The following is a 21,348-nucleotide window of genomic DNA, read 5'->3' on the forward strand; positions in this document are numbered from 1 at the left end:
ATTTCTGTCGAGTGACAGATATTTCACAACCGCAGGTGGGACGCGGTGCGCGGCCCTGTGCCGGTCCGCAGGTGCGGGGACGGTGGCAGGATGAGGCGGTGACACACCTGGGGCCGGGCCGTCCTCGCGTCGACCAACGCAGCCGTCGCGGGCGGACGCCGCGCGCCGAGATCCTCGACGCCGCAGCGGAATTGTTCACGGCCAACGGCTACGGCAGCACATCCACCCGCGGTATCGCCGACGCGGTGGGTATCCGGCAGGCCTCGCTCTACCACCACTTCGCAGCCAAGGACGACATCCTGGACGCGCTGCTCGCCGAAACCATCACCGGCGCATTGGAATTGGCCGAGCGGTTGCGTGCCGAACCCGAGCCGGCGGCGGTCCGGTTGTACGCCCTGGCCCGCGCCGACGTGCGCCAGCTGTGCGCCGCCAAGTGGAATCTCGGTGCCCTGTATCTGCTGCCCGAACTGCGCAGCGACCGATTCGCCGACTTCCGGAGCCGCCGCGCCCGGTTGCGCCGCCACTACGAGGAGCTCGCGGCGGCGGCGATCGAGACCGCACCCACCGGCGTCCCCGGCGCCCACGTGCTGCCTTTCCGAATGGTGGAGACGGTCATCAACATTCGCTCCGACGAGGGCGGCGCACCCGATTACGCGGAAACCACCATCCCCGACGCCGCGCTGCGCCTGCTGGGCGTCACCGACGACCCGGCCGTGCTGCGCGCCGCCGCCGAGCAGCTACTGCGGCGACTCGACGCTGGCGCATAGCCGCCTCAGGGACATCGCCCGGCGATCCGAGCCAGCGCGGTGTGGTCGGCTGCGGTGATCGGCAGCCGGTACTGCGCCGCCGTGGTGAGGTACTTTCCGGCGTAGAAGCAGTGATAGGCCCCGGCGGGTGGCAGCCAGTCCGCGGGTGTGCGATCGCCTTTGTCCATATTGGCCGGGCCGTCGACGGCCAGCAGGTTGAATTCGATGTCGTTGGCGAAGCGCGCCCGCTGTTCGGGCGACCAGGCCGCCGCACCCATATCCCAGGCGGCGGCCAGCGGATAGACGTGGTCGATCTGCACCTCCCGGGCCCGCGCCTTGTCGAAGGTGATCGAGCGGCCGGTGTACGGATCTCGCAGTGTGCCCGCGAGCACCACGCAGTCGCGGGTACCCGGCCGAAATCTCACCTCGCGCAACTGCCGGGCCAGCACGCCGTTGCGCGAATCGCATCCGTCGTGCCCACCCGGCCCGTCCTGATCGTCCGACCACGCCGGCCCGAACACACATCCGTGCCACGCCCCGCAGTCCCGGTCGTACCCGCCCGGATGCGGCCGCCGCGCCACCACGGCCACCGCGCCCAGCAACTGCTCGATCCGAGCCCGGCTCGGACTTCCCGGCGCGGGGTCGGGCCCGCCGACGATCCCGCACGCCGTCATAGCCATGACCACGACAACCACCGCTGCCCACCCCGCCCGACGTCCCCACCGCATACCCCACATCTACCTGCCGCGCCCGACAACTTCGGTGCCGAAGGACCTGCACGGGGTGCGTTCGTGCGATACGCCTGGATCGGATGACACCGCGGCCGCGTGACCGCCTCCGTCGCGTCGGCCACGACGACACCGGGGGCACGCGCATCGCCCTGCCGCTGTGTGGACCCGCGCGCGGTCGCACCCCACCACCGGCCACGACCTGGTGTGTCGGTGGCGGCTGATTGGATGGAGGGCATGCTGCACGGTTTGTGGTCGCCGGGGTCGGGGTTGGTGCTGTGGCGCCTGCCCGAGTCGGTGGCACGACCGGACGGGGAGGCATTCGGCGAGCTGCCCGATCCGCTGGGGGCGATCGCGCGGTCGGCGCGGTTCCGGCATCGGGTGCGGGTGCTGGTGCCCGGGGGGACCGGACCGGAAGTGGTCGAGGTGCGCGGGCATGCCTTGGCGCCGGAGGTGGCCGCCCGGGTACTCACCCAGGCCCTGCCGGAGACGGCGGTGGCGGCGGATCTGCGTTTTCTCGCCCATGTGGCCCGCGGACTGCGGCGGTGGGTGCGAGCCGGGCGGATCGTGCCCGAACTGCATCGCGCCGACGGCGAGTGGTGGGTGCGGTGGCGGCTGGTGGGCGGGCAACGGCAGCGGGCCTGGCTGGCCGAACTGGCGGCCGCGATGCCCCCCGCGCTGCGGGTGCCGGATGCCCGGTCCGCGGCCTCGATCCTCGAGGACTTCGTCACCGAACTCGCCGACCCGCTCGTCCGGCTCGAGCTGAGCGTCCGGGAACCGTCGCATCCGCTGACGGCCGCGCTGGTCGCGGAGGTCCCGCTGGAATCGGGATCGCATCGGGTGGCCTCGGTGCTCGAGGAGTGGCGCGCGAGTCTCACCGTCGGCGAGCCGGAACTGGTCCTGCGCCTGCTCGAACCGGACGACGATCCCGACGACGATCCGCAGGCGGTCGACGCCCTGTGGCGGCTGGAAGTCTGCCTCCGGTCGGAAGGCGAAGCGCCGCAACCGGTTCCGATCCAGGGCGACCCGGCGCTGATCCGGCTCGCCGGGGAGAAGGTGGCCGCCGCGGTCCAGGCCTACCCGCGGCTGCAGCAGGTCCCGCGCGACCCGTACGGGATGGATTTCCTGCTCCCGACGCCGGTCGTGCAGGAGTTGGTCGCCCACGGTGCGCACGAATTGCGTTCGGCGGGTGTGCATCTGATGCTGCCCCGGGCGTGGCGCATCGTCTCGCCGAGTATGCGGTTGCGGGTACAGTCCCCGGCCGCCACCGACACCGCTGTCGGACTCAGCGGATTGGTCTCCTATCGCTGGGAACTGGCCTTGGGGGATACGGTCCTCACACCGGCGGAGATGGGCCGGCTGATCCAGGCCAAATCGGATCTGGTGCGGTTGCGCGGCCACTGGGTGCAGGCCGATCAGCGCAGCCTGGCCGCGGCCGCCGCCTATCTGGAGGGCAAGGTCGACGAACGTCCGGCGACACTGACGCAGCTGCTCGGCGAGATCGCGGCCACCCAGGTGCGCCAGGTTCCGATCGAGGAGGTCACCGCGACCGGCTGGGTCCGGGAACTGTTCGACGGTGTCCACTCCGGCGACCAGGTCGATCCGCCCGCCGGCCTGAAGGCGCAGCTGCGTCCCTACCAGCTGCGCGGCCTGTCGTGGCTCGCGACGATGAACCGTCTCGGCTGCGGCGCCATCCTCGCCGACGATATGGGCCTCGGCAAGACGGTGCAGGTGCTCGCGTTGCTGTTGCACGAGAACGAAAGTGCCGCAACGGATTCCGTTCCGGGGCCGACCCTGCTGGTGTGCCCGATGTCGGTGGTGGGCAACTGGCAGCGCGAAACCGAGCGCTTCGCCCCGGGACTGCGGGTGCTGGTCCATCACGGTTCGTCGCGCCGCTCCGGCGCGGAATTCGATGCGGCCGTGGCCGATTCCGATCTGGTGCTGACCACCTACGCGCTGCTGGCGCGCGATGTGGAGGAGTTGAAGCGCCAGCCCTGGGAACGCGTCGTTCTCGACGAGGCGCAGCACATCAAGAACGCCGCCACCCGCCAGGCCCGCGCCGCCCGCGCGATCCCGGCCCGGCATCGGCTGGCGCTGACCGGAACTCCGGTGGAGAACAGGCTCGAGGAACTGCGGTCGATCCTCGATTTCGCGGCGCCGAACGTGCTGGGCAAGCCGTCGGAATTTCACGCGCGCTTCGCGGTACCGATCGAACGCGAACACGACGAGAACGCGGTCAGCCGCCTGCGCGCCGTCACCGCGCCGTTCGTGCTGCGCCGGGTGAAAACCGATCCCTCGGTCATCTCGGATCTGCCGGAGAAGTTCGAGATGACGGTGCGCGCCAACCTCACCGTCGAACAGGCCGCGCTGTACCAGGCGGTCGTCGACGACATGCTCGCGCAGCTGAAGGCCTCGCGCGCCACCGGTTCCGGCGCGGTGAACATGGCTCGCCGGGGTGCGGTCCTGGCCGCGCTCACCCGGCTCAAACAGGTGTGCAACCATCCCGCGCACTTCCTCGGCGACGGGTCGGCGCTGCTGCGGCGGGGAAGCCACCGCTCCGGCAAGCTGGCCCTGGTCGAGGATGTGCTCGAATCGGTACTGGCCGAAGGGGAGCGGGCACTGCTGTTCACCCAGTTCCGCGAATTCGGTGATCTGATCACCCCGTATCTGAGCGAGCGGTTCGGCACCGCGATCCCATTCCTGCACGGCGGCGTCGCCAAGCAGCGCCGCGACGGGATGGTGGAGCGCTTCGCCCAGGCCGACGGACCGCCGATCATGGTGTTGTCGCTGAAGGCGGGCGGTACGGGACTCAATCTCACCGCCGCCAATCATGTGGTGCACCTGGATCGCTGGTGGAATCCGGCGGTGGAGAACCAGGCCACCGACCGCGCCTTCCGCATCGGCCAGCGCCGCGATGTGCAGGTGCGCAAACTGGTCTGTGTCGACACCATCGAGGAGCGCATCGACGATATGCTCACCGGCAAACAGGAATTGGCGAATCTCACCGTCGGCACCGGGGAGAACTGGATCACCGAACTGAGTACCGACGAATTGCGCGACCTGTTCATGCTCGGCGCCGAGGCGGTGGGTGAATGAGTCCGGCGCCCGAGTATCCGGTTCCCGATTTCAGCGTCTACGGCAAGCGCCGCCCGGTACGCGGCGGCGTCGAACCTCGCAGCCGCCGTGGGTCTTTCGCGCGATCCTGGTGGGGCCGGGCCTTCCTCGAAGCCGTGGAGCAGGTCGCCGACGCCGGCCGGCTCTCCCGGGGGCGCACCTACGCCCGCTCCGGACAGGTCGTCAACTATCACATCGAGCCCGGCGCGGTGGCCGCCGAGGTGCAGGGCAGTCAACCGCGGCCGTTCACCTCCGTGCTGACTCTGCGGGTGTTGCGTGACGACCGGTTGGCGGAGCTGGTCGGGCAGGTCCGCGGCACACCCGGCATGCTCGCCCAGCTCGCCTCCGGCGCCCTGCCACAGGAGCTGGGCCCGCTGTTGTTGCCCGATACCGCCGCCGAACTCGATTTCTCCTGCACCTGCCCGGACGACGGCTGGCCCTGTAAACACGTCGCCGCGCTGTGCTACATCGTGGCCGAACGCCTCGACGAGTCCCCGGCGATCATGCTGACCCTGCGCGGCCTCGACCTCGACACCCTGATTCGCGGAGTGCAGGAGGACAGCGGCCCGACCGTCTCCGACGACATCTACGGCGAGAACGTGGTCCTGCCCGACCTGCCGGCGCCGCAGTTCCGCGCGGCGATCGAGGACCTCGATCCGATTCCCCTGCGGCAGGCGTTGCGGATGACCAGTGAGGACGAATCGGTCGCCGAGGCCGGTATGCGGGAACTACGCGCCCTCTACCGGGCCCTCGAGAGCTCCGGCTAGCCCATATGCTGGCGTAGTGCCCGAAGATCCCGTCGACGATCTGGATGCCGCGGTGGCACTGCGGCGTCCGGTGCGCCGGGTGGTGTCGCTGGTCCCGTCGCTGACCGAGGCCATCGCGGTGACCCGCCCGGAGTTGCTGCTCGCCGCGACCGACTGGTGCACCCACCCGCCGGAGCTGGCGGTGGAACGGGTGCGGGGGACGAAGAACCCGAATCTGCGCCGGATCGCCGAACTGGCGCCGGATCTGGTGGTGTGCAATCAAGAGGAGAACCGCCGCCTCGATGTCGAGCGAATGCGCGAGGCGGGAATTCCGGTGTGGGTCACCCGGATTCGCACCGTCGACGAGGCCTTCACCTCGATGACGCGGCTGTTCGGCATCGCCCTGGACGGTGCGGTGCCGTCCTGGCTTACCCGGGCCCGCGCGGTCTGGTCCGAGCCCGCGCCGACCCGGCCTATCGATGCGGTGATCCCGATCTGGCGCAAGCCGTGGATGGTGGTCGGCCGCGACACCTTCACCGCGGACCTCGCCGGTCGCCTCGGTCTGAACCTGGTCCACGCGAGGGGAGCGGAGCGCTATCCCACGGTGACGGAATCCGAACTGGTGCAGGGCGTTCGGCTGGCGGTGCTACCGGACGAGCCGTATGTCTTCACCCCCACCGACGGTCCGGAGGCGTTCGCGGGCATCCCGGTCGCCCTGGTGAGCGGCCGCGACCTCACCTGGTACGGCCCGTCGCTGGTCGAGGCGCGCGAGCGGCTGACCGCTCAGCTGGCCCGCGTGGTCGGCAGCTGAGCCGGGACCTGTTCGAAGGTGTAGTCGCCCAGATCGAAATGGGTTGCGCGCCAAGCTGCTTCGACGGTACTCATCGGTTTCAGGGGCACATCGCCGTGCCTGTCGAAGTAGTAGCTGTTCGAGACCGCGCAGCTGTCCTGCCAGAAGACCTGTCCGCCGCGGCGTTCCAGCATCTCCCGGAAGTACCGCTCGTTGGCCGCCGCGGTGACCTCGATGCGGTGGGCGCGCTTGCCGCGCGCATGCCGTAGCAACCGCAGGATGTGGGAGGTCTGCATCTCGATCAGCGTGAAATACGACGAGCCGTTGTATCCGTAGGGTCCGATGATCGAGAAGAAGTTGGGAAAGCCCGGCACACTGACGCCCTCGTAGGCCTGCAGGCGGTTCTCGTCCCACCACTTCTCGAGGTCACGGCCGCCGACCCCGGTCATGTCGAAGGTCGGCATATTGCCCGATTCCATGACCTTGAAGCCGGTCGCGAGGATCAGCACGTCGGCCGGATATTCGTTGCCGGCCGCCGTGCGCACGCCGGTGGGGGTGATCTCGGCGATCGGATCGGTTTCCAGCGACACGTTGTCGCGGTTGAAGGTCGGCAGGTAGTCGTTGGAGAAACCCGGCCGCTTACATCCGAGCGCATACCGCGGAGTGAGTTTGTCCCGGACCACCGGATCGTGCACCTGGCGCCGCAGATGGGCCAGTCCGGAGCGCTCGCCGAGTTTGGCCAGGGGCAGATTCGAATAGTAGTGCGCCGACAGCGGGAAGGTCAGTTCGACGAACGCCTGGCTCGCAAGACGCGAAATCGCCTGTCCGCCGGGCAGATACCGCAGCGCCCAGCGGGCGGGTGTGGGCAGCGCGGTGTCCGGCCGCGGCAGGCACCAGATCGGCGTGCGCTGGAAGACCGTCAGCTCGGCGACATCCGGAGCGATCGCGGGAATGACCTGCACGGCCGACGCCCCGGTTCCGATGATCGCCACGCGCTTGCCGCGCAGGTCACGGTCGTGGTCCCAGCGCGAGGTGTGCATGGTGAGACCCGAAAACGATTCCACGCCAGGGATATCCGGTAGCTTCGGCCGGGTCAGCACACCGGTCGCGCCGATGACGTAGCGCGCGGTCAGGGTTTCCCCATCGCCGGTGCGCAGCGTCCACACCGAGGCGTCCTCGTCGAATTCCGCGGTGGTGATCGTGGTGCTGAACCGGATGCGCGGTCGCAGCCCGTATTTGTCCACGCAGTGTTCGGCGTAGTCCTTCAGTTCGCGCCCGGGTGCGTAGATGCGCGACCACCGCGAACTCTGCTCGAACGAATATTGATAACTGAACGAGGGGATGTCCACGGCGATGCCGGGATAGGTGTTCCAATGCCAGGTGCCGCCCACGCCGTCGGCGTCGTCGACGATCAGGAAGTCCCGGAAACCGGCCTTCCGCAAGGCGATCGCCACCCCGATACCGGAAAATCCGGCGCCGACGATGATCACTTCGTGGTCGATGGCCATGACTGCTCCCGTGCCGTCCTCGGCCAGGGCACCTGACTGGCCGCACCTGCCACCAATTAACCGCGCGGTGGCCGGGATGTCAACGCCCGGCCGTCTCAGGCCGGACCGTAGGCCCGCAGAAAGGCATCGGCGGCGGCGTCGGCGATCTCGTCCAGTTCGGCCGGTTCTACTGCGCGGGTGCCCAGCCGGGAACGCGCCTCGAGCGGTCCGGTCAGGAGCGCGAGGAAATGTTCGGCGGCGAGTTCGGGATCGCATCGGCGCAGCCCGCCCGAGAGCGCCAGCCGCGCGAACCGGTCGGCCAGGGTCTGCGCCAGGCGCAGCGAGGTGCGTTCCTGCACGGTCAGCACCAGGTCGGGAAAGGTGCCCAGCTCGGCATAGGCCAACGCGCGCAAGGCATGCGACCGCGGTCCGGCGCAGATGTGCACGAGTGCGCGCGCGGTGGCGGTGAGCGCCGGACCCGGGTCGCCGTCGACGGCCCGCAGTGTCTCCACCGCGGCGAGGCATTGCGCGCCGACCTGGTCGGCGGCCGCCTCGACCGTGCTGCGGAACAGTGTTTCCTTATCGCTGAGGTGGTTGTAGACGGTGGGTTTGGCGACCCCCGCCTCGTCCGCGATCTCCTGGACGCAGGCGCGGCCGTAACCGCGCCGGGCGAAGACGTCGAATGCGACGTCCAGGATCGCCTGGCGCTTGTCGATGCGTCCCCGCGCGGCCGGTGCCTTCGTCACCTTCGCATTGTACGTCCAATCCGATGGACTCCCCGGTCAGCTCTTGTGGACTACCCAATAAGTTCATTAGATTGAACTAGCCAGTTCAAATCAGGAGGTACGGATGATCATCCACACGCTGCGCTTCGCCTTCCGGCCCGAAACGTCCGAGGCGGACCGAGAGCGCGTGCTGACCACCATGCGCCGGACCGCGTCGGTCGAATCGGTCTCGTTCGCGGCGGTCGGGCAGGCGCTACTGACCGACCCGGAGGCCGGGTACACCCACGCCTACACCGTCGGCATCGCGGATCTGGCGGCCCTGGAGCGGTACATGCACGATCCGGTCCATCTCGCCGGTGACCCGGAAATCATTCCGCACCTGGCGAAGCTGCATATCGGCCCCGACGTGTCCGACGATCCGGACCCGGAGTTGGAGGCGAAGATCCTGGCCGTCAACGACCGCAAACTCGCCATGTACCCGGAGTGGAAGGAACTGATGGCGACGATTCCCGAACTGCGCTTCGGCTGAGACCGCCACCGCCGCCGCGCACGAAATCGACTGGGATACAGTGCAAGTGGGGTTCCACCGTGTTCAGGCCAGCAGTTCCGCGTCGATGCCGTAGGTGCGCTGGGCGTTCGTGCGGAAGACCTGCTCGAGTTCCTCGGCGCTGCCGTCACGGTCGGCCAGGACGTCGATCACCGCCTGCGCGCCGTTGGCGATACTCGTAATCGGTTTGTCCACCGGGTAATTCGAACCCCAGATGAGACGCTGGGCGCCGAAGACGTCGAAGGCGTGGTGCAGCAGCGGCGCGGTGCGGTCCAGCAGTTCGGCGACCGTGGTCGGAATTCCCCGGACCGGCACCGGGTGGCCGAGGATCGGCATGGCCAGCCCGCTGACCTTGGCCATCACATTGGGATGTGTCGCGAGCGTGGCGATATCGTCGCGCCACTGCACGAACAGTTCGCGGCGCCGGCCCGGTTGGGTGCCGGTGTTCTTGCCGACCGGGCCGAAGATTCCGGCCGGCGTGCCGAGATGGTTGAGCACGATCGTCACCTCGGGATAGCGCCGGGCCAGGGCGGTGACCTGCGGGAGCTGATGCGAATAGACCCACGCCTCGAACGACAGCCCACGTTCGGCCAGGACCGCGAAGCCGTCGAGGAAGGCCGACTCGGTCAGTGCGCCCTCGGCCCGGCAGAACGATCGCACCCCGGGATCCGGATGATGGGCGACCATGGTGCGGATACCGCGGAACAGCGGTGACGCGGACTGATGCTTGTCGATGAGCTCGGCGAATCCGGGCGCCGCCGGATCACCGCTGCCGATGATCGCGCCCAGGGCCGGAGTGTCCACACCGAAGGGCAGGCTGGCCACCCAGCGCGTCTCGTCGGCCTTGGCGTCCGGTGCCCGCCCCGCCCATTCCACCTCGATGTGCACCAGCGCCTCCACCGGCACCGCGCCCAGATCCTCTCGGTAATCCGCGGGCAGATACGGCCGCAGATACGCATCGGGAATTCCGACGAAATCGCGGTCCCGTTTGGGAGCCAGCCGTGCGGCCTTGTCGACCGGCACCGGCACGAACCGGAACAGCTTCGCCAGCATGCTGAAATCCCGCGGGGTGTTCAGCGGATCCCATTGATGGATATGTGCGTCCACAACGCTGATACCGGCGAGGTCCATGGCGCCCTTCCGTCGCGTTCGACTGTCCGCTCTCCGGCATTGTCACACGCCCGCACACACCGGCGGGCCACATCCGAACCCTTGTCACACATTGCGGCGGTATTGCCCGCCGACGGTGAAGAAACAGTCGGTGATCTGCTGCAGAGTGCATACCCGCGCGGCGTCCATCAGCACGTCGAAGACATTGTCGTCGCCGCGTGCGGCGGCCTCGAGCCGGGCCAGCGCCGCCTGCGCCGGCTCGCGGTGCGCGGTGACGAATTCCTCGGTGCGCCGCAGCTGCGATTGTTTCTCGGCCTCGGTGCCGCGGGCCAGCTCCAGCACCTGATGGGTTTCGCCGTTCGGATTGCGGAACGTGTTCACTCCGATGATGGGCAGCGTCCCGTCGTGTTTGCGGTGTTCGTAGCGCATCGATTCGTCCTGGATGCGCCCACGCTGATAGCCGGTCTCCATCGCGCCCAGCACCCCGCCGCGTTCGCTGATCCGCTCGAATTCGGCGAGCACCGCCTCCTCCACCAGATCGGTCAGCTCGTCGATCACGAAACTGCCCTGCAGCGGATTCTCGTTCATCGCCAGGCCCCATTCCTTGTTGATGATCAACTGGATGGCCAGGGCGCGTCGCACCGATTCCTCGGTGGGGGTGGTCACCGCCTCGTCGTAGGCATTGGTGTGCAGGCTGTTGCAGTTGTCGTAGATGGCGATCAGGGCCTGCAGGGTGGTGCGGATGTCGTTGAAGTTCATTTCCTGGGCGTGCAGCGACCGCCCGGAGGTCTGGATGTGGTACTTCAACTTCTGCGAGCGATCGTCGGCGCCGTATTTGTCGCGCATGGTGACCGCCCAGATCCGCCGGGCCACCCGCCCGATCACCGAATACTCCGGATCCATGCCGTTGGAGAAGAAGAACGACAGATTCGGCGCGAATTCATCGATGGCCATGCCGCGCGCCAGATAGGCCTCGACATAGGTGAATCCGTTGGCCAGCGTGAACGCCAGCTGACTGATCGGATTCGCGCCGGCCTCGGCGATGTGATAGCCGGAAATAGACACCGAGTAGAAATTGCGCACGCCGTTGCGGACGAACCATTCCTGGATATCGGCCATCATGCGCAGGCTGAATTCGGTGGAGAAGATGCAGGTGTTCTGCCCCTGATCCTCCTTGAGGATATCGGCCTGCACGGTGCCCCGGACCGTGGCGAGGGTGCGGGCACGCAGGCCGGCCGCTTCGTCGCCGCTCGGTTCGCGGCCGTTGTCCTCCCGAAAGCGCTGCAGCGCTTGATCTATCGCGGTATTGAGGAAGAAGGCCAGAATCGTCGGCGCCGGACCGTTGATGGTCATCGAGACCGAGGTGCTCGGCGCGCTGAGGTCGAACCCGTTGTAGAGGGCCTTCATATCGTCGACGGTGGCGATGGAAACGCCCGAGGTGCCGACCTTTCCGTAGATATCGGGACGCGGGGCCGGATCGTGGCCGTAGAGCGTCACCGAGTCGAACGCGGTCGAGAGGCGTTTGGCCTCGGCATGTTCGGAGAGCACCTTGAATCGCCGGTTCGTGCGGAACGGATCGCCCTCACCGGCGAACATGCGGGCCGGATCCTCGTTGTCGCGCTTGAACGCGAACACGCCGCCGGTGAACGGGAATCGGCCCGGCAGATTCTCCGCTCGCAGGAAGCGCAGCAGCTCGCCGTGGTCGGTGAGGCGCGGCAACGCCACGCGCGGGATCGAGTTGTCCGACAACGTGGTTCGTCGCAGCGGAGTGCGAATCTCGCGGTCGCGGACGCGGACCACCTGTTCCTCGCCGCGATACGACTCCACGGTGGCGGGCCAATCCCGCAGCAGCGCAGCCGATTCCGGCGTGAGATCCTCGTTCGCCCGTGCGAGCAATCCGGACAACGTTCGCTGCGCGGCCGAAAGATCGTCCGCCGCAGCGATTTCGGTGTCGACGGCGCCATCGGTCGCCCCCAGTTCCGCCAGCACCTGTTCGAAGCGCTGCACCCGCTGCGCCGCGACCACCTGCCGTCGCGTCTCGGCATGGTAATCGCGGACGGTCTCGGCGATCTCGGCCAGATACCGTACTCGTCCCGGCGGGATGATCTGCGCGAAGCGGGTGGAGGCCCGGGTGTCGACCCGCGGCAGTACCCCGGTCTCCAGCGGCAGACCGCGCGCACCGAGCAGCCCGGCCAGATGCTGATAGAGCGCGGTCACCCCGTCGTCGTTGAATGTCGCCGCGCTGGTGCCGAATACCGGCATGTCCTCCGGCGCCGACCCGAACGCCTCCCGGTTGCGCACGAGCTGGCGCGAGACGTCCCGGAGGGCGTCCTCGGCGCCGCGGCGCTCGAACTTGTTGATGGCCACCACATCGGCGAAATCGAGCATGTCGATCTTCTCTAGCTGCGAGGCGGCGCCGAACTCCGGCGTCATCACATACATCGAGATGTCGACGTGGTCGATGATCGCGGCGTCACCCTGGCCGATACCCGGCGTTTCGAGAATCACCAGATCGAATCCGGCCGCCTTGCAGGCCAGGATCATCGCGTCGATATTGGTCGGCAATTCGTGCGCGCCGCGGGTGGCCAGCGACCGGAAGTAGATGTGTTCGCTGTCGAGCGAGTTCATCCGGATGCGGTCACCCAGCAGTGCGCCGCCGCCGCGGCGCCGGGTCGGGTCCACGGCGAGAATCGCCACCCGCAGTTTGTCCTGCTGATCGGTGCGCAACCGCCGCACGAGTTCGTCTGTGAGCGAGGACTTTCCGGATCCGCCGGTGCCGGTGATGCCGAGCACCGGCACGGTCCGGCCGGCGGCCGCGGCCCGCAGTTCGTCCAGATGCGCGGCGGGCAGCGCATCGGCCTGCAGGCAGGTCATGGTGCGCGCCAACGCATATCGTTCACCGGCGAGAACCGCCTCGATCGCGGCCGGTTCGGTCGACAGATCCACGTCGCAGGCGCGGACGAGTTCGTTGATCATGCCGGGCAGGCCCAGGCGCTGGCCGTCCTCGGGGGAGAAGATGCGCACTCCCGCCGCCGCCAGCCGTTCGATCTCCTCCGCGACGATCACGCCGCCGCCACCGCCGAAGATCTCGACATGGCCGGCCCCCGCCTCCCGCAGCGCGCTCGCCAGATATTCGAAGTATTCGACGTGCCCGCCCTGATACGAACTGACGGCCACACCCTGCACGTCCTCGGTCAACACCGCGTCGACCACCTCGTGGACCGCGCGGTTGTGCCCGAGATGGATCACCTCGGCCCCCTGCGACTGGAGGATGCGTCGCATGATGTTGATCGCCGCATCATGGCCGTCGAACAGGGCCGCGGAGGTGACGAAACGTACGGGATGGACCGGAACGTGCAGGTCGGCCATGTAATCCTCCACCAGAGGCCGGCGCGGGACCGCCGGGCACCTACGCTTGGCGTCCCGATAGTAGGACGTCAAATCAACTGTACTGTGACGCGGACCACGGCGCCATTGGTGGCGTAAATCACATGACTTCCGATACTTGGATGTCCAACTATAGGATGGCCGCATACTGCCTCGGCTCCGGCGTGGGAGGCATCGACCGCATCGAGAACAGGACTGGCATGGTTCGCGAACTGACTCATTTCATCGGCGGGCAGCACGTGCCCGGGACCTCCGGTAACTTCGGCGACGTCTACGACCCCAGCACCGGGCAGGTGCAGGCGCGGGTGCCGCTGGCGAGTGTGTCCGAGGTCGAGGGCGCGATCGCGAATGCGGCGCAGGCGCAGCGCACGTGGGCCGCGTTCAATCCGCAGAAGCGGGCCCGGGTGCTGATGAAGTTCGTCGCCCTGGTCCAGGACGAGATGGATTCGCTGGCCGCGTTGCTGTCCAGCGAGCACGGCAAGACCATCCCGGACGCCAAGGGCGATATTCAGCGCGGACTCGAGGTGATCGAATTCGCGATCGGCATCCCGCACCTGCTCAAGGGGGAGTACACCGAGAGCGCGGGCACCGGGATCGACGTGTACTCGATGCGGCAGCCGCTCGGAGTGGTCGCCGGCATCACCCCCTTCAACTTCCCGGCCATGATTCCGCTGTGGAAGGCCGGACCGGCGCTGGCCTGTGGTAACGCCTTCGTGCTCAAGCCGTCCGAGCGTGACCCCTCGGTGCCGCTGCGGCTGGCCGAACTGTTCCTCGAGGCCGGGTTGCCGGCCGGTGTGTTCAACGTCGTCAACGGTGACAAGCTGGCGGTCGACACACTGCTGAACGACGAGCGGATCAAGGCCGTGGGCTTCGTCGGCTCCACCCCGATCGCGCAGTACATCTACGAAACCGCCACCGCGAACGGCAAGCGCGCCCAGTGCTTCGGCGGCGCCAAGAACCACGCGATCGTCATGCCGGACGCCGATCTCGACGATGTCGCCGATCAGCTGATCGGCGCCGGCTACGGCTCGGCGGGGGAACGCTGCATGGCCATCTCGGTGGCGGTGCCGGTCGGTGCGGAGACCGCGGATCGGTTGCGCGCCAAGCTGGTCGAGCGCATCGGCAAGCTGAACGTGGGCCGCTCCGACGATCCGGGCGCGGACTTCGGGCCGCTGGTCGGCCGCGACGGTGTGGACCGGGTGAACAACTACGTCCAGATCGGTGTCGACGAGGGTGCGGAACTCGTGGTCGACGGCCGGGGGCTCGAGGTGGCGGGCGCCGAGGACGGATTCTTCGTCGGCGCAACACTTTTCGACCGCGTCACCCCGCAGATGCGGATCTACCGGGAGGAGATCTTCGGTCCGGTGGTCGCGATCGTGCGCGCCGCCGATTACGAGGAGGCGCTGCGGTTGCCGAGCGAACACGAATTCGGCAACGGCGTCGCGATCTTCACCCGTGACGGTGACACCGCCCGCGATTTCGCCGCGCGCGTGCAGGTCGGCATGGTCGGCGTCAACGTCCCGATTCCGGTGCCGATCGCGTATCACACCTTCGGCGGCTGGAAGGCGTCCGGCTTCGGCGACCTGAACCAGCACGGTCCCGATTCGATCCGCTTCTACACCAAGACCAAGACGGTCACCCAGCGCTGGCCCCAGGGCCTGCGGACCGCGCCGGCCGCGGACGCGGGTGCCGATCACTTCGTCATCCCGACGATGGACTGACTCGATGTTCGTACTCGACGAGGACGAACAGGCGATCGTGGACACCGCGCGCGGCTTCGCCGACGAGTTGCTCGCCCCGAACGCCTTGGAATGGGACGAGCACAAGCACTTTCCGATCGATGTGCTGCGCAAGGCCGGCTCGCTCGGCATGGGCGGCATCTACGTCGGTGAGGATGTCGGCGGTTCCGGATTGCGCCGCGTGGACGCGGTGCGGATCTTCGAACAGCTCGCCACCGGATGCCCGGCGATCGCGGCCTACATCTCCATCCACAACATGGCCGCGTGGATGATCGACAGCTACGGCACCGAGGCCCAGCGCAATCGGTGGCTACCCGGGCTGACCTCGATGGATCTGCTGGGCAGTTACGCGCTCACCGAACCGGGAGTCGGCTCGGACGCGGCGGCCCTGAGCACCAGGGCCGTTCGCGACGGCGACGACTATCTGCTCACCGGCGTCAAGCAGTTCATCTCGGGCGCGGGCAGCACCGATGTGTACGTGCTGATGGCGCGGACCGACGATGCCGGTTCGCGCGGCATCTCGGCCTTCATCGTGCCCGCGGATACGCCCGGACTCTCCTTCGGCGCCAACGAGAAGAAGATGGGCTGGAACGCGCAGCCGACCCGGCAGGTCATCCTCGACGACGCCCGGGTGCCGGCGGCGAATCTGCTCGGCGGCGAGGGCAACGGCTTCCGGATCGCGATGAACGGCCTCAACGGTGGCCGGCTCAACATCGCGGCCTGCTCCCTCGGCGGCGGCCAGACCGCGCTGGACCGGACCGTGGCGTATATGGCCCAGCGCACGGCATTCGGGGCCCGGCTGCTCGACAATGCGGCACTGCAGTTCGACCTGGCCGATATGCGCACCTCACTGGAGGCGGCGCGGACCCTGCTGTGGCGGGCCGCGGCCGCGCTCGACGCGGATGCCGCCGACAAGGTGGAGCTGTGCGCGATGGCCAAGCGCTTCGGCACCGATGCCGGATTCGAGGTGGCCAACAAGGCACTGCAACTACACGGCGGCTACGGCTATCTGGCCGAGTACGGAATCGAGAAGATCGTGCGCGACCTGCGCGTGCACCAGATTCTCGAGGGAACCAACGAGATCATGCGGGTCGTGGTGGCCCGCTCGGTGGTCGGCGCGGCATGAGCGGATACAGCGTAAGGAATCACATGACCGAAGCAGAAGTATTGTTCGACAAGCGCGACGGCGTCGGCCTGATCACGCTCAACCGGCCCAAGGCCATCAACGCGCTCAATCACCCGATGGCGCAGGCGATTCTGTCCGCCCTGCGCGAGTGGGCCGACGACGACGAGGTTCGCACGGTGGTGCTGACCGGCGCCGGGGAACGCGGACTGTGTGCGGGCGGCGATATCGTCGCGATTCACACCGACGCGAAGAATGCTGTGGCGCACGGTGTTTCGCGTCGCGACAGCGCCGATTCGCCGAGCGGCCGGTTCTGGCGCGACGAGTACATCCTCAACGCGCTGATCGGCAACTATCCGAAACCGTATGTGGCCGTGATGGACGGCATCGTGATGGGCGGCGGTGTGGGGCTGTCCGCGCACGGCAATCGCCGCATCGTGACCGAGCGGTCGATGGTCGGCATGCCCGAGACCGGTATCGGCTTCATTCCCGATGTGGGCGGCACCTATCTGCTGGCGCGCACACCGGGTGAGCTGGGTACCCATGTCGCCCTGACCACGGCTCGCATGGGCGCCGGTGATGCGATCGCGGCGGGATTCGCCGACCACTTCGTTCCCGCCGAACGCATTCCGGATCTGCTGGCACAGCTGCGGCGCACCGATGCCGACGCCGCGATCGCCGCCGTCGCGCAGCCCGCGCCGGCGTCGGATCTCGCCGCGCAGCGGTCGTGGATCGATGCCTGCTACAGCGCCGACACGGTGGAGGAGATCGTCGCGCGGCTGCAGCGCCACGATGCCCCCGAGGCCGCCAAGGCCGCAGGCGATCTGCTGGCGAAATCGCCGGTGGCGCTGAAGGTTACGTTGCGGTCCCTGCGCAACGCCCGGCGGGCGGCGAACCTGGAACAGGCGCTCGACGAGGAGTATCGGGTCTCGGTCGCCGCGCTGACCACCCACGACCTAGTGGAGGGCATCCGCGCCCAGGTGGTCGACAAGGACCGCAATCCGCAGTGGGCGCCCGCCACCCTCGCCGAGGTGTCGGATGCGCTGGTGGACAGCTATTTCGCCGATCTGGGCGACCGGGAACTCGGACTGAGCGGAGCACAGGAGTGATGAGCGTGACGAAGGTGGCCTTCCTGGGCCTCGGGCATATGGGCGGCCCGATGGCGGCGAATCTGGTGCGTGCCGGATATCAGGTGCTGGCCTACGACCCCGTACCGGCCGCGCAGGAACAGGCCCGCGCCGACGGGGTGGAGGTCTTCGACACCGCCGCGGCGGCCGTGACGGAAGCCGAGATCGTCATCACCATGCTGCCCAACGGCCGCATCGTGCTCGACGTCTACGACGCGGTGCTGCCGTCCGCCAAACCCGGCACCCTGTTCATCGACTGCTCCACCATCGACGTCGCCGACGCCAAGCGCGCGGCGGAAGTCGCTGTGGCAGCGGGACATCGGGCCCTGGACGCACCGGTGTCCGGCGGCGTCGGCGGTGCCACCGCCGGCACGTTGACCTTCATGGTCGGCGGCGAGACCGAGGACTTCGCCGCGGCGCAGCCGGTGCTGGACGTGATGGGCGGCAAGGTCGTGCACTGCGGCGGCGCGGGCGTGGGGCAGGCCGCGAAGATCTGCAACAACATGATGCTGGGCATCTCGATGATCGGGCTGTCCGAGGCGATCGTGCTGGGCGAGAAGCTGGGCCTGACCCACGACAAGTTCTACGACGTGGTCTCCACCGCCTCGGGCCAATGCTGGTCGCTGACCACCTACTGTCCCGTGCCCGGCCCGGTGCCGACCAGCCCCGCCAACAACGAATACCGGCCCGGATTCGCCACCGCGCTGATGAACAAGGACCTCGGCCTGGCCGCGAAGGCGCTGCGCGACAACGATGTCGAGGGACGGTTCGGTCTGCTGGCGGCCGAGATCTACGAGCAGTTCAACCGGTCGGCGGGGGACCTGGACTTCTCCGCTATCGTCACCGATATTCGTCGCCGTTCCGGCGCGGAGCCGGGCCAGGATTCCGGCGAGTAGCCGAGAAAGGGAAACAGTGACCGACTTCGAGACCATTCTGCTGGAGCGCACCGGACGGGTCGCGGTGATCACCCTGAATCGGCCGAAGGCACTCAACGCGTTGAATACGCAGGTGCTCACCGACATCACCGCCGCCCTCGACGAGGTGGAGGCCGATGCGGGTATCGGCGCGGTGGTGCTGACCGGTTCGGAGAAGGCGTTCGCCGCCGGCGCCGATATCAAGGAGATGCAGTCCAAGTCCTATATGGACATGTTCCTGGCCGATTTCTTCCAGGGCTGGGACCGGGTCGGCGCGTTCCGCAAGCCGATCATCGCGGCGGTGGCCGGATACGCCCTGGGCGGGGGCTGCGAGCTTGCGATGATGTGCGACATCCTGATCGCCGCCGACACCGCGAAGTTCGGCCAGCCGGAGATCAAGCTCGGCGTGATCCCCGGTATGGGCGGCTCACAGCGCCTGACCCGTGCGGTCGGCAAGGCCAAGGCCATGGATCTGATTCTCACCGGCCGCAACATGGGCGCCGAGGAGGCCGAACGCGCCGGACTGGTGGCCCGTGTCGTTCCGGCGGCGGAACTGCTGTCCACCGCGCGCGAGGTCGCCGAGACCATCGCCGGCATGTCGCTGCCGTCGGTGATGATCGCCAAGGAGGCCGTGAACCGCTCGTACGAAACCACGCTCACCGAGGGCCTGCGTTTCGAACGCCGGGTGTTCCACTCGCTGTTCGCCACCGAGGATCAGACCGAGGGCATGACCGCCTTCGTGGAGAAGCGCGCGGCGAACTTCGAACACCGCTGAGCGCTGCCCCTGACCGCCGCGCATCGCTCGCAGTCGTCGGCCCCGCCCTTGCCGGCATCCGGGTTTCGAGCTGGCCTGGGCGGCGGTGCGCTGTCGCGGTGCCGGCGACCGCACGGGTCCACGCCCGTCGAGCCGTCGCGGGCCCAGGCATTTCCCGTACGCTCATCGGCGTGAGATGGGTAGCCGCCGTGATCACCGTGGCCTCCGCTGCGGTGGTGGCGGGTTGCGGCGCGTCCGGAACGACCCCGGCCGTGACGAGTTCGCTCCCAGCGCCGGCTGCCGCGCAGGCATTGGCGGTCGCCGAATGCGGGTCCGCCACCGATGCCGATATCGTTGCCGCAACGGGCATTTCCGGCATACAGCAGATTTCGGCCAATCCGCTGCGCTGCCGCTGGGAGGCGGCCGCGGGCACCTCGGTGACCTTCGAATGGTTCCGTGCCAGCCCGATCGCCGCGCACACCGCCACCGACCCCGCGGCCCAGGTGTCGGCGCTGCGGGTCGGCGACCACACCGGCCGGCTCTTCGCCACTCCGCAGTCGTGTGAGGCCGCCGTCGATTCCGGTGCCGCGGATTTCGTCGACTGGCGCGCCGACGAGCCGCAACAGCCTGCGGCACAAGCCTGTTCGGCCGTGCGGCAGCTGGCCGCGGCGACCCTGGCGAAGGCGGGGTGAGGATCATGCGCCGAGCGCGCCGTCTCGTCGTCGCGGTGGCCCTGATCGCCGCCGCGACCGGATGTTCCTCGGGGCCGACGCCCGCGCAGCGGCCGGCGCGGGCCGAGGACGAACTTCTGCAGGGCTGCGGTCCGGAAACCGATGCCGAGATCGCGAATCTGGTGCACGCCACCGCCGTTCACCGCGAGGGCGGACCGACCATCTGCGCCTGGGAGGGCAACTACCCCGGCGGCGGCATCGTCGATATCACCTACGCCTGGTTCGCGCAGGACTCGTTGTTGCGTGACGGCCAGGTGGCGGCTGCCCTCGGTTATCGCACCGACCATCTGGTCGTCGCCGATTTCGGCGGCCTGATCTGGCACGATCCCCGCGACCCGGGCAGTTGTGGAGTGTCGGCCGCCGATTCCGGGACGGTCACCTACTGGGTGCAGAACCGCTCCCGCCTCGCCACCCCCGACCCGTGCGCGGCGGCGATGAACGCCGAGAAGGCCACCGTCAAACTCGACGGATGATTCGCGGCGTCACTTCCCGGGAACGGGTTCGGCGCTGCTGCCCGCGACCTCCACCGGACGGGCCGGGGTGCCGTCGTGCGCCGGCCGCGCCGAATCGTGTCCGGTGACCAGCAGGCCGGTGACCGTCGCGCCGAGCGCCGCGGTCACCGCCAGCGCGGCGACCACCTTGCGTCGCGATACCGCCGGTCGCGGCGTCGGCTTCGCCGCCCCGCACTGCGGCGGGGCGAATCGGATACCGCGCACCCGGCGCGCCGCCGGTTGTTCGGTGGCCATCAGCACCGCACCGCGCGCGGAGACGAAATCGGGCTCCGGATCGTAGATCACCGGCAGATCCAGCAGTTGCTCCAGCGACTCCCGGACACCCGGGCTACGCGTGCAACCGCCCAGTAGTGCCACCGCCCGCGGCGCGACCCCGGTGTCGTCGATCAACTGCCGCACATACGACACCGAATGATGGATCCCGGCCGCGACCAGATCACGGAAATCGCTGCGCGTCACGACGATTCGCGTGCCGGAGCGAGGATCGCCGACCGTCACCACCCGAGTGGCGCTGAGCTGTTCCTTGTAGTCGCGTCCGGCGGCATTGTCGATCTCCACCCCGCCGTGCGCGAGATGCCAGCGCAGCAGGGCGTCGTGGCCGTCGCCGCCCAGAAGGGTGCTGCGCTTGGCGGCGAGAATGGCCTGAGTGCGGCAGTCGGCCTCGGTGAGGGTGAGCCCGGAACTGCCGAGGTCGTAGATCAGCACCGCACCCTCGTCGGGCAGTTGTCCGCTGAACCGCAGATACCGCAACTGGGCCGGCGGTTCGTCGATGATGGTCAGCCGGCTGCGTCCGGCCGCGGCCCGGATGGCCTCGGCGTGCAAAGCGCAGCGGGAGGTGACGGCGATGCCGGTGACGAATTCGTCGCGGTCGGCCGCGGATGCCCGCATCGCGTCGATGGCCTGGAAGACCGGCTCCTCGACCCCCGCGCCCGCGCGGCGCGCGACCACACAGCGGTCGATCGGCGGCAGATGCGGCTGATCGGAATGGGTGAGCATGGCGCGCGCGCCACCAGCGCCCGCCGACACGCCCAGGACCAGCACCATGGCGTCCATGGTGAACCTTCCGGC

At 68.5% G+C, this 21,348-nt stretch carries 18 protein-coding genes; 12 read left to right on the top strand and 6 right to left on the bottom strand.

The features are described from left to right. The first annotated feature begins 98 nt into the window (after positions 1-98). Positions 99-767, top strand: coding sequence for a TetR/AcrR family transcriptional regulator (locus tag AC5592_RS09285; RefSeq protein WP_036498544.1), 669 nt, complete (start codon positions 99-101; stop codon positions 765-767). A 5-nt stretch (positions 768-772) separates the two neighbouring features. Here AC5592_RS09285 and AC5592_RS09290 read toward each other — a convergent pair whose 3' ends face one another. Then, a complete protein-coding gene (locus AC5592_RS09290; protein ID WP_232329277.1) occupies positions 773-1,426 on the bottom strand; it encodes an HNH endonuclease family protein in 654 nt (217 codons plus the stop codon). A 285-nt stretch (positions 1,427-1,711) separates the two neighbouring features. On the opposite strand from AC5592_RS09290, the gene AC5592_RS09295 reads away from it, so the two are divergent. The 3 genes from AC5592_RS09295 to AC5592_RS09305 are packed head-to-tail and all read left to right on the top strand — an operon-like array spanning position 1,712 to position 6,145. Further along, positions 1,712-4,570: a DEAD/DEAH box helicase gene (locus AC5592_RS09295; RefSeq protein WP_198163795.1), complete on the top strand. Its 2,859-nt coding sequence runs from the start codon at positions 1,712-1,714 to the stop codon at positions 4,568-4,570. After that, entirely contained in the window at positions 4,567-5,355 is a 789-nt protein-coding gene (locus tag AC5592_RS09300) for an SWIM zinc finger family protein (protein ID WP_036498490.1), read from the top strand. Before AC5592_RS09295 ends, AC5592_RS09300 begins: the two co-directional genes overlap by 4 nt. 16 nt (positions 5,356-5,371) lie before the next feature. Continuing rightward, a complete protein-coding gene (locus tag AC5592_RS09305; RefSeq protein ID WP_063063950.1) occupies positions 5,372-6,145 on the top strand; it encodes a helical backbone metal receptor in 774 nt (257 codons plus the stop codon). On the opposite strand, the gene AC5592_RS09310 is transcribed toward AC5592_RS09305, so the two are convergent. Both AC5592_RS09310 and AC5592_RS09315 read right to left on the bottom strand, forming a co-directional pair. After that, positions 6,118-7,632, bottom strand: coding sequence for a flavin-containing monooxygenase (locus tag AC5592_RS09310; protein ID WP_063063951.1), 1,515 nt, complete (start codon positions 7,630-7,632; stop codon positions 6,118-6,120). The genes AC5592_RS09305 and AC5592_RS09310 overlap by 28 nt on opposite strands. Positions 7,633-7,727: 95 nt before the next feature. After that, entirely contained in the window at positions 7,728-8,357 is a 630-nt protein-coding gene (locus tag AC5592_RS09315) for a TetR/AcrR family transcriptional regulator (RefSeq protein WP_036498493.1), read from the bottom strand. 103 nt (positions 8,358-8,460) lie between these two features. On the opposite strand from AC5592_RS09315, the gene AC5592_RS09320 reads away from it, so the two are divergent. Beyond that, complete coding sequence (locus tag AC5592_RS09320) at positions 8,461-8,865, top strand: Dabb family protein (RefSeq protein ID WP_036498495.1); 405 nt, start codon at positions 8,461-8,463, stop codon at positions 8,863-8,865. Positions 8,866-8,928: 63 nt separating this feature from the next. On the opposite strand, the gene AC5592_RS09325 is transcribed toward AC5592_RS09320, so the two are convergent. After that, a complete protein-coding gene (locus tag AC5592_RS09325; RefSeq protein WP_063063952.1) occupies positions 8,929-10,014 on the bottom strand; it encodes an amidohydrolase family protein in 1,086 nt (361 codons plus the stop codon). A gap of 84 nt (positions 10,015-10,098) precedes the next feature. After that, entirely contained in the window at positions 10,099-13,362 is a 3,264-nt protein-coding gene (gene icmF / locus AC5592_RS09330) for a fused isobutyryl-CoA mutase/GTPase IcmF (protein ID WP_063063977.1), read from the bottom strand. A 218-nt stretch (positions 13,363-13,580) separates the two neighbouring features. On the opposite strand from icmF, the gene AC5592_RS09335 reads away from it, so the two are divergent. The 7 genes from AC5592_RS09335 (at position 13,581) to AC5592_RS09365 (ending at position 20,241) form a co-directional block, all read left to right on the top strand. Beyond that, positions 13,581-15,101, top strand: a complete 1,521-nt coding sequence (locus AC5592_RS09335; RefSeq protein WP_063063978.1) for a CoA-acylating methylmalonate-semialdehyde dehydrogenase — start codon at positions 13,581-13,583, stop codon at positions 15,099-15,101. A 4-nt stretch (positions 15,102-15,105) separates the two neighbouring features. After that, positions 15,106-16,245, top strand: a complete 1,140-nt coding sequence (locus AC5592_RS09340; protein ID WP_036498499.1) for an acyl-CoA dehydrogenase family protein — start codon at positions 15,106-15,108, stop codon at positions 16,243-16,245. A 23-nt stretch (positions 16,246-16,268) separates the two neighbouring features. Beyond that, on the top strand, positions 16,269-17,351 hold the full coding sequence (locus tag AC5592_RS09345) for an enoyl-CoA hydratase/isomerase family protein (RefSeq protein WP_063063953.1): 1,083 nt from the start codon (positions 16,269-16,271) through the stop codon (positions 17,349-17,351). After that, positions 17,351-18,265 (top strand): 3-hydroxyisobutyrate dehydrogenase, encoded by a 915-nt coding sequence (gene mmsB / locus AC5592_RS09350; RefSeq protein ID WP_036498504.1) that lies wholly within the window; start codon positions 17,351-17,353, stop codon positions 18,263-18,265. The genes AC5592_RS09345 and mmsB overlap by 1 nt, the downstream gene beginning before the upstream one ends. 16 nt (positions 18,266-18,281) lie before the next feature. Continuing rightward, entirely contained in the window at positions 18,282-19,058 is a 777-nt protein-coding gene (locus AC5592_RS09355; protein ID WP_036498506.1) for an enoyl-CoA hydratase, read from the top strand. Between the two features lie 170 nt (positions 19,059-19,228). Beyond that, positions 19,229-19,729 carry a DUF3558 family protein gene (locus AC5592_RS09360; protein WP_198163794.1) on the top strand — a complete coding sequence of 167 codons (501 nt, stop codon included), beginning with the start codon at positions 19,229-19,231 and terminating at the stop codon, positions 19,727-19,729. Between the two features lie 5 nt (positions 19,730-19,734). Beyond that, the gene (locus tag AC5592_RS09365; protein WP_063063955.1) at positions 19,735-20,241 is read left to right on the top strand and encodes a DUF3558 family protein; all 507 of its coding nucleotides are present in this window, start codon (positions 19,735-19,737) and stop codon (positions 20,239-20,241) included. A gap of 9 nt (positions 20,242-20,250) precedes the next feature. Here the strand turns inward: AC5592_RS09365 and AC5592_RS09370 are convergent, their stop codons facing one another. Further along, entirely contained in the window at positions 20,251-21,333 is a 1,083-nt protein-coding gene (locus AC5592_RS09370; protein ID WP_232329273.1) for an Hsp70 family protein, read from the bottom strand. Between the last annotated feature and the right edge of the window lie 15 nt (positions 21,334-21,348).

This window comes from Nocardia violaceofusca NBRC 14427 (genome assembly GCF_963869435.1).
GTDB classification, from domain to species: Bacteria; Actinomycetota; Actinomycetes; order Mycobacteriales; family Mycobacteriaceae; genus Nocardia; species Nocardia aobensis.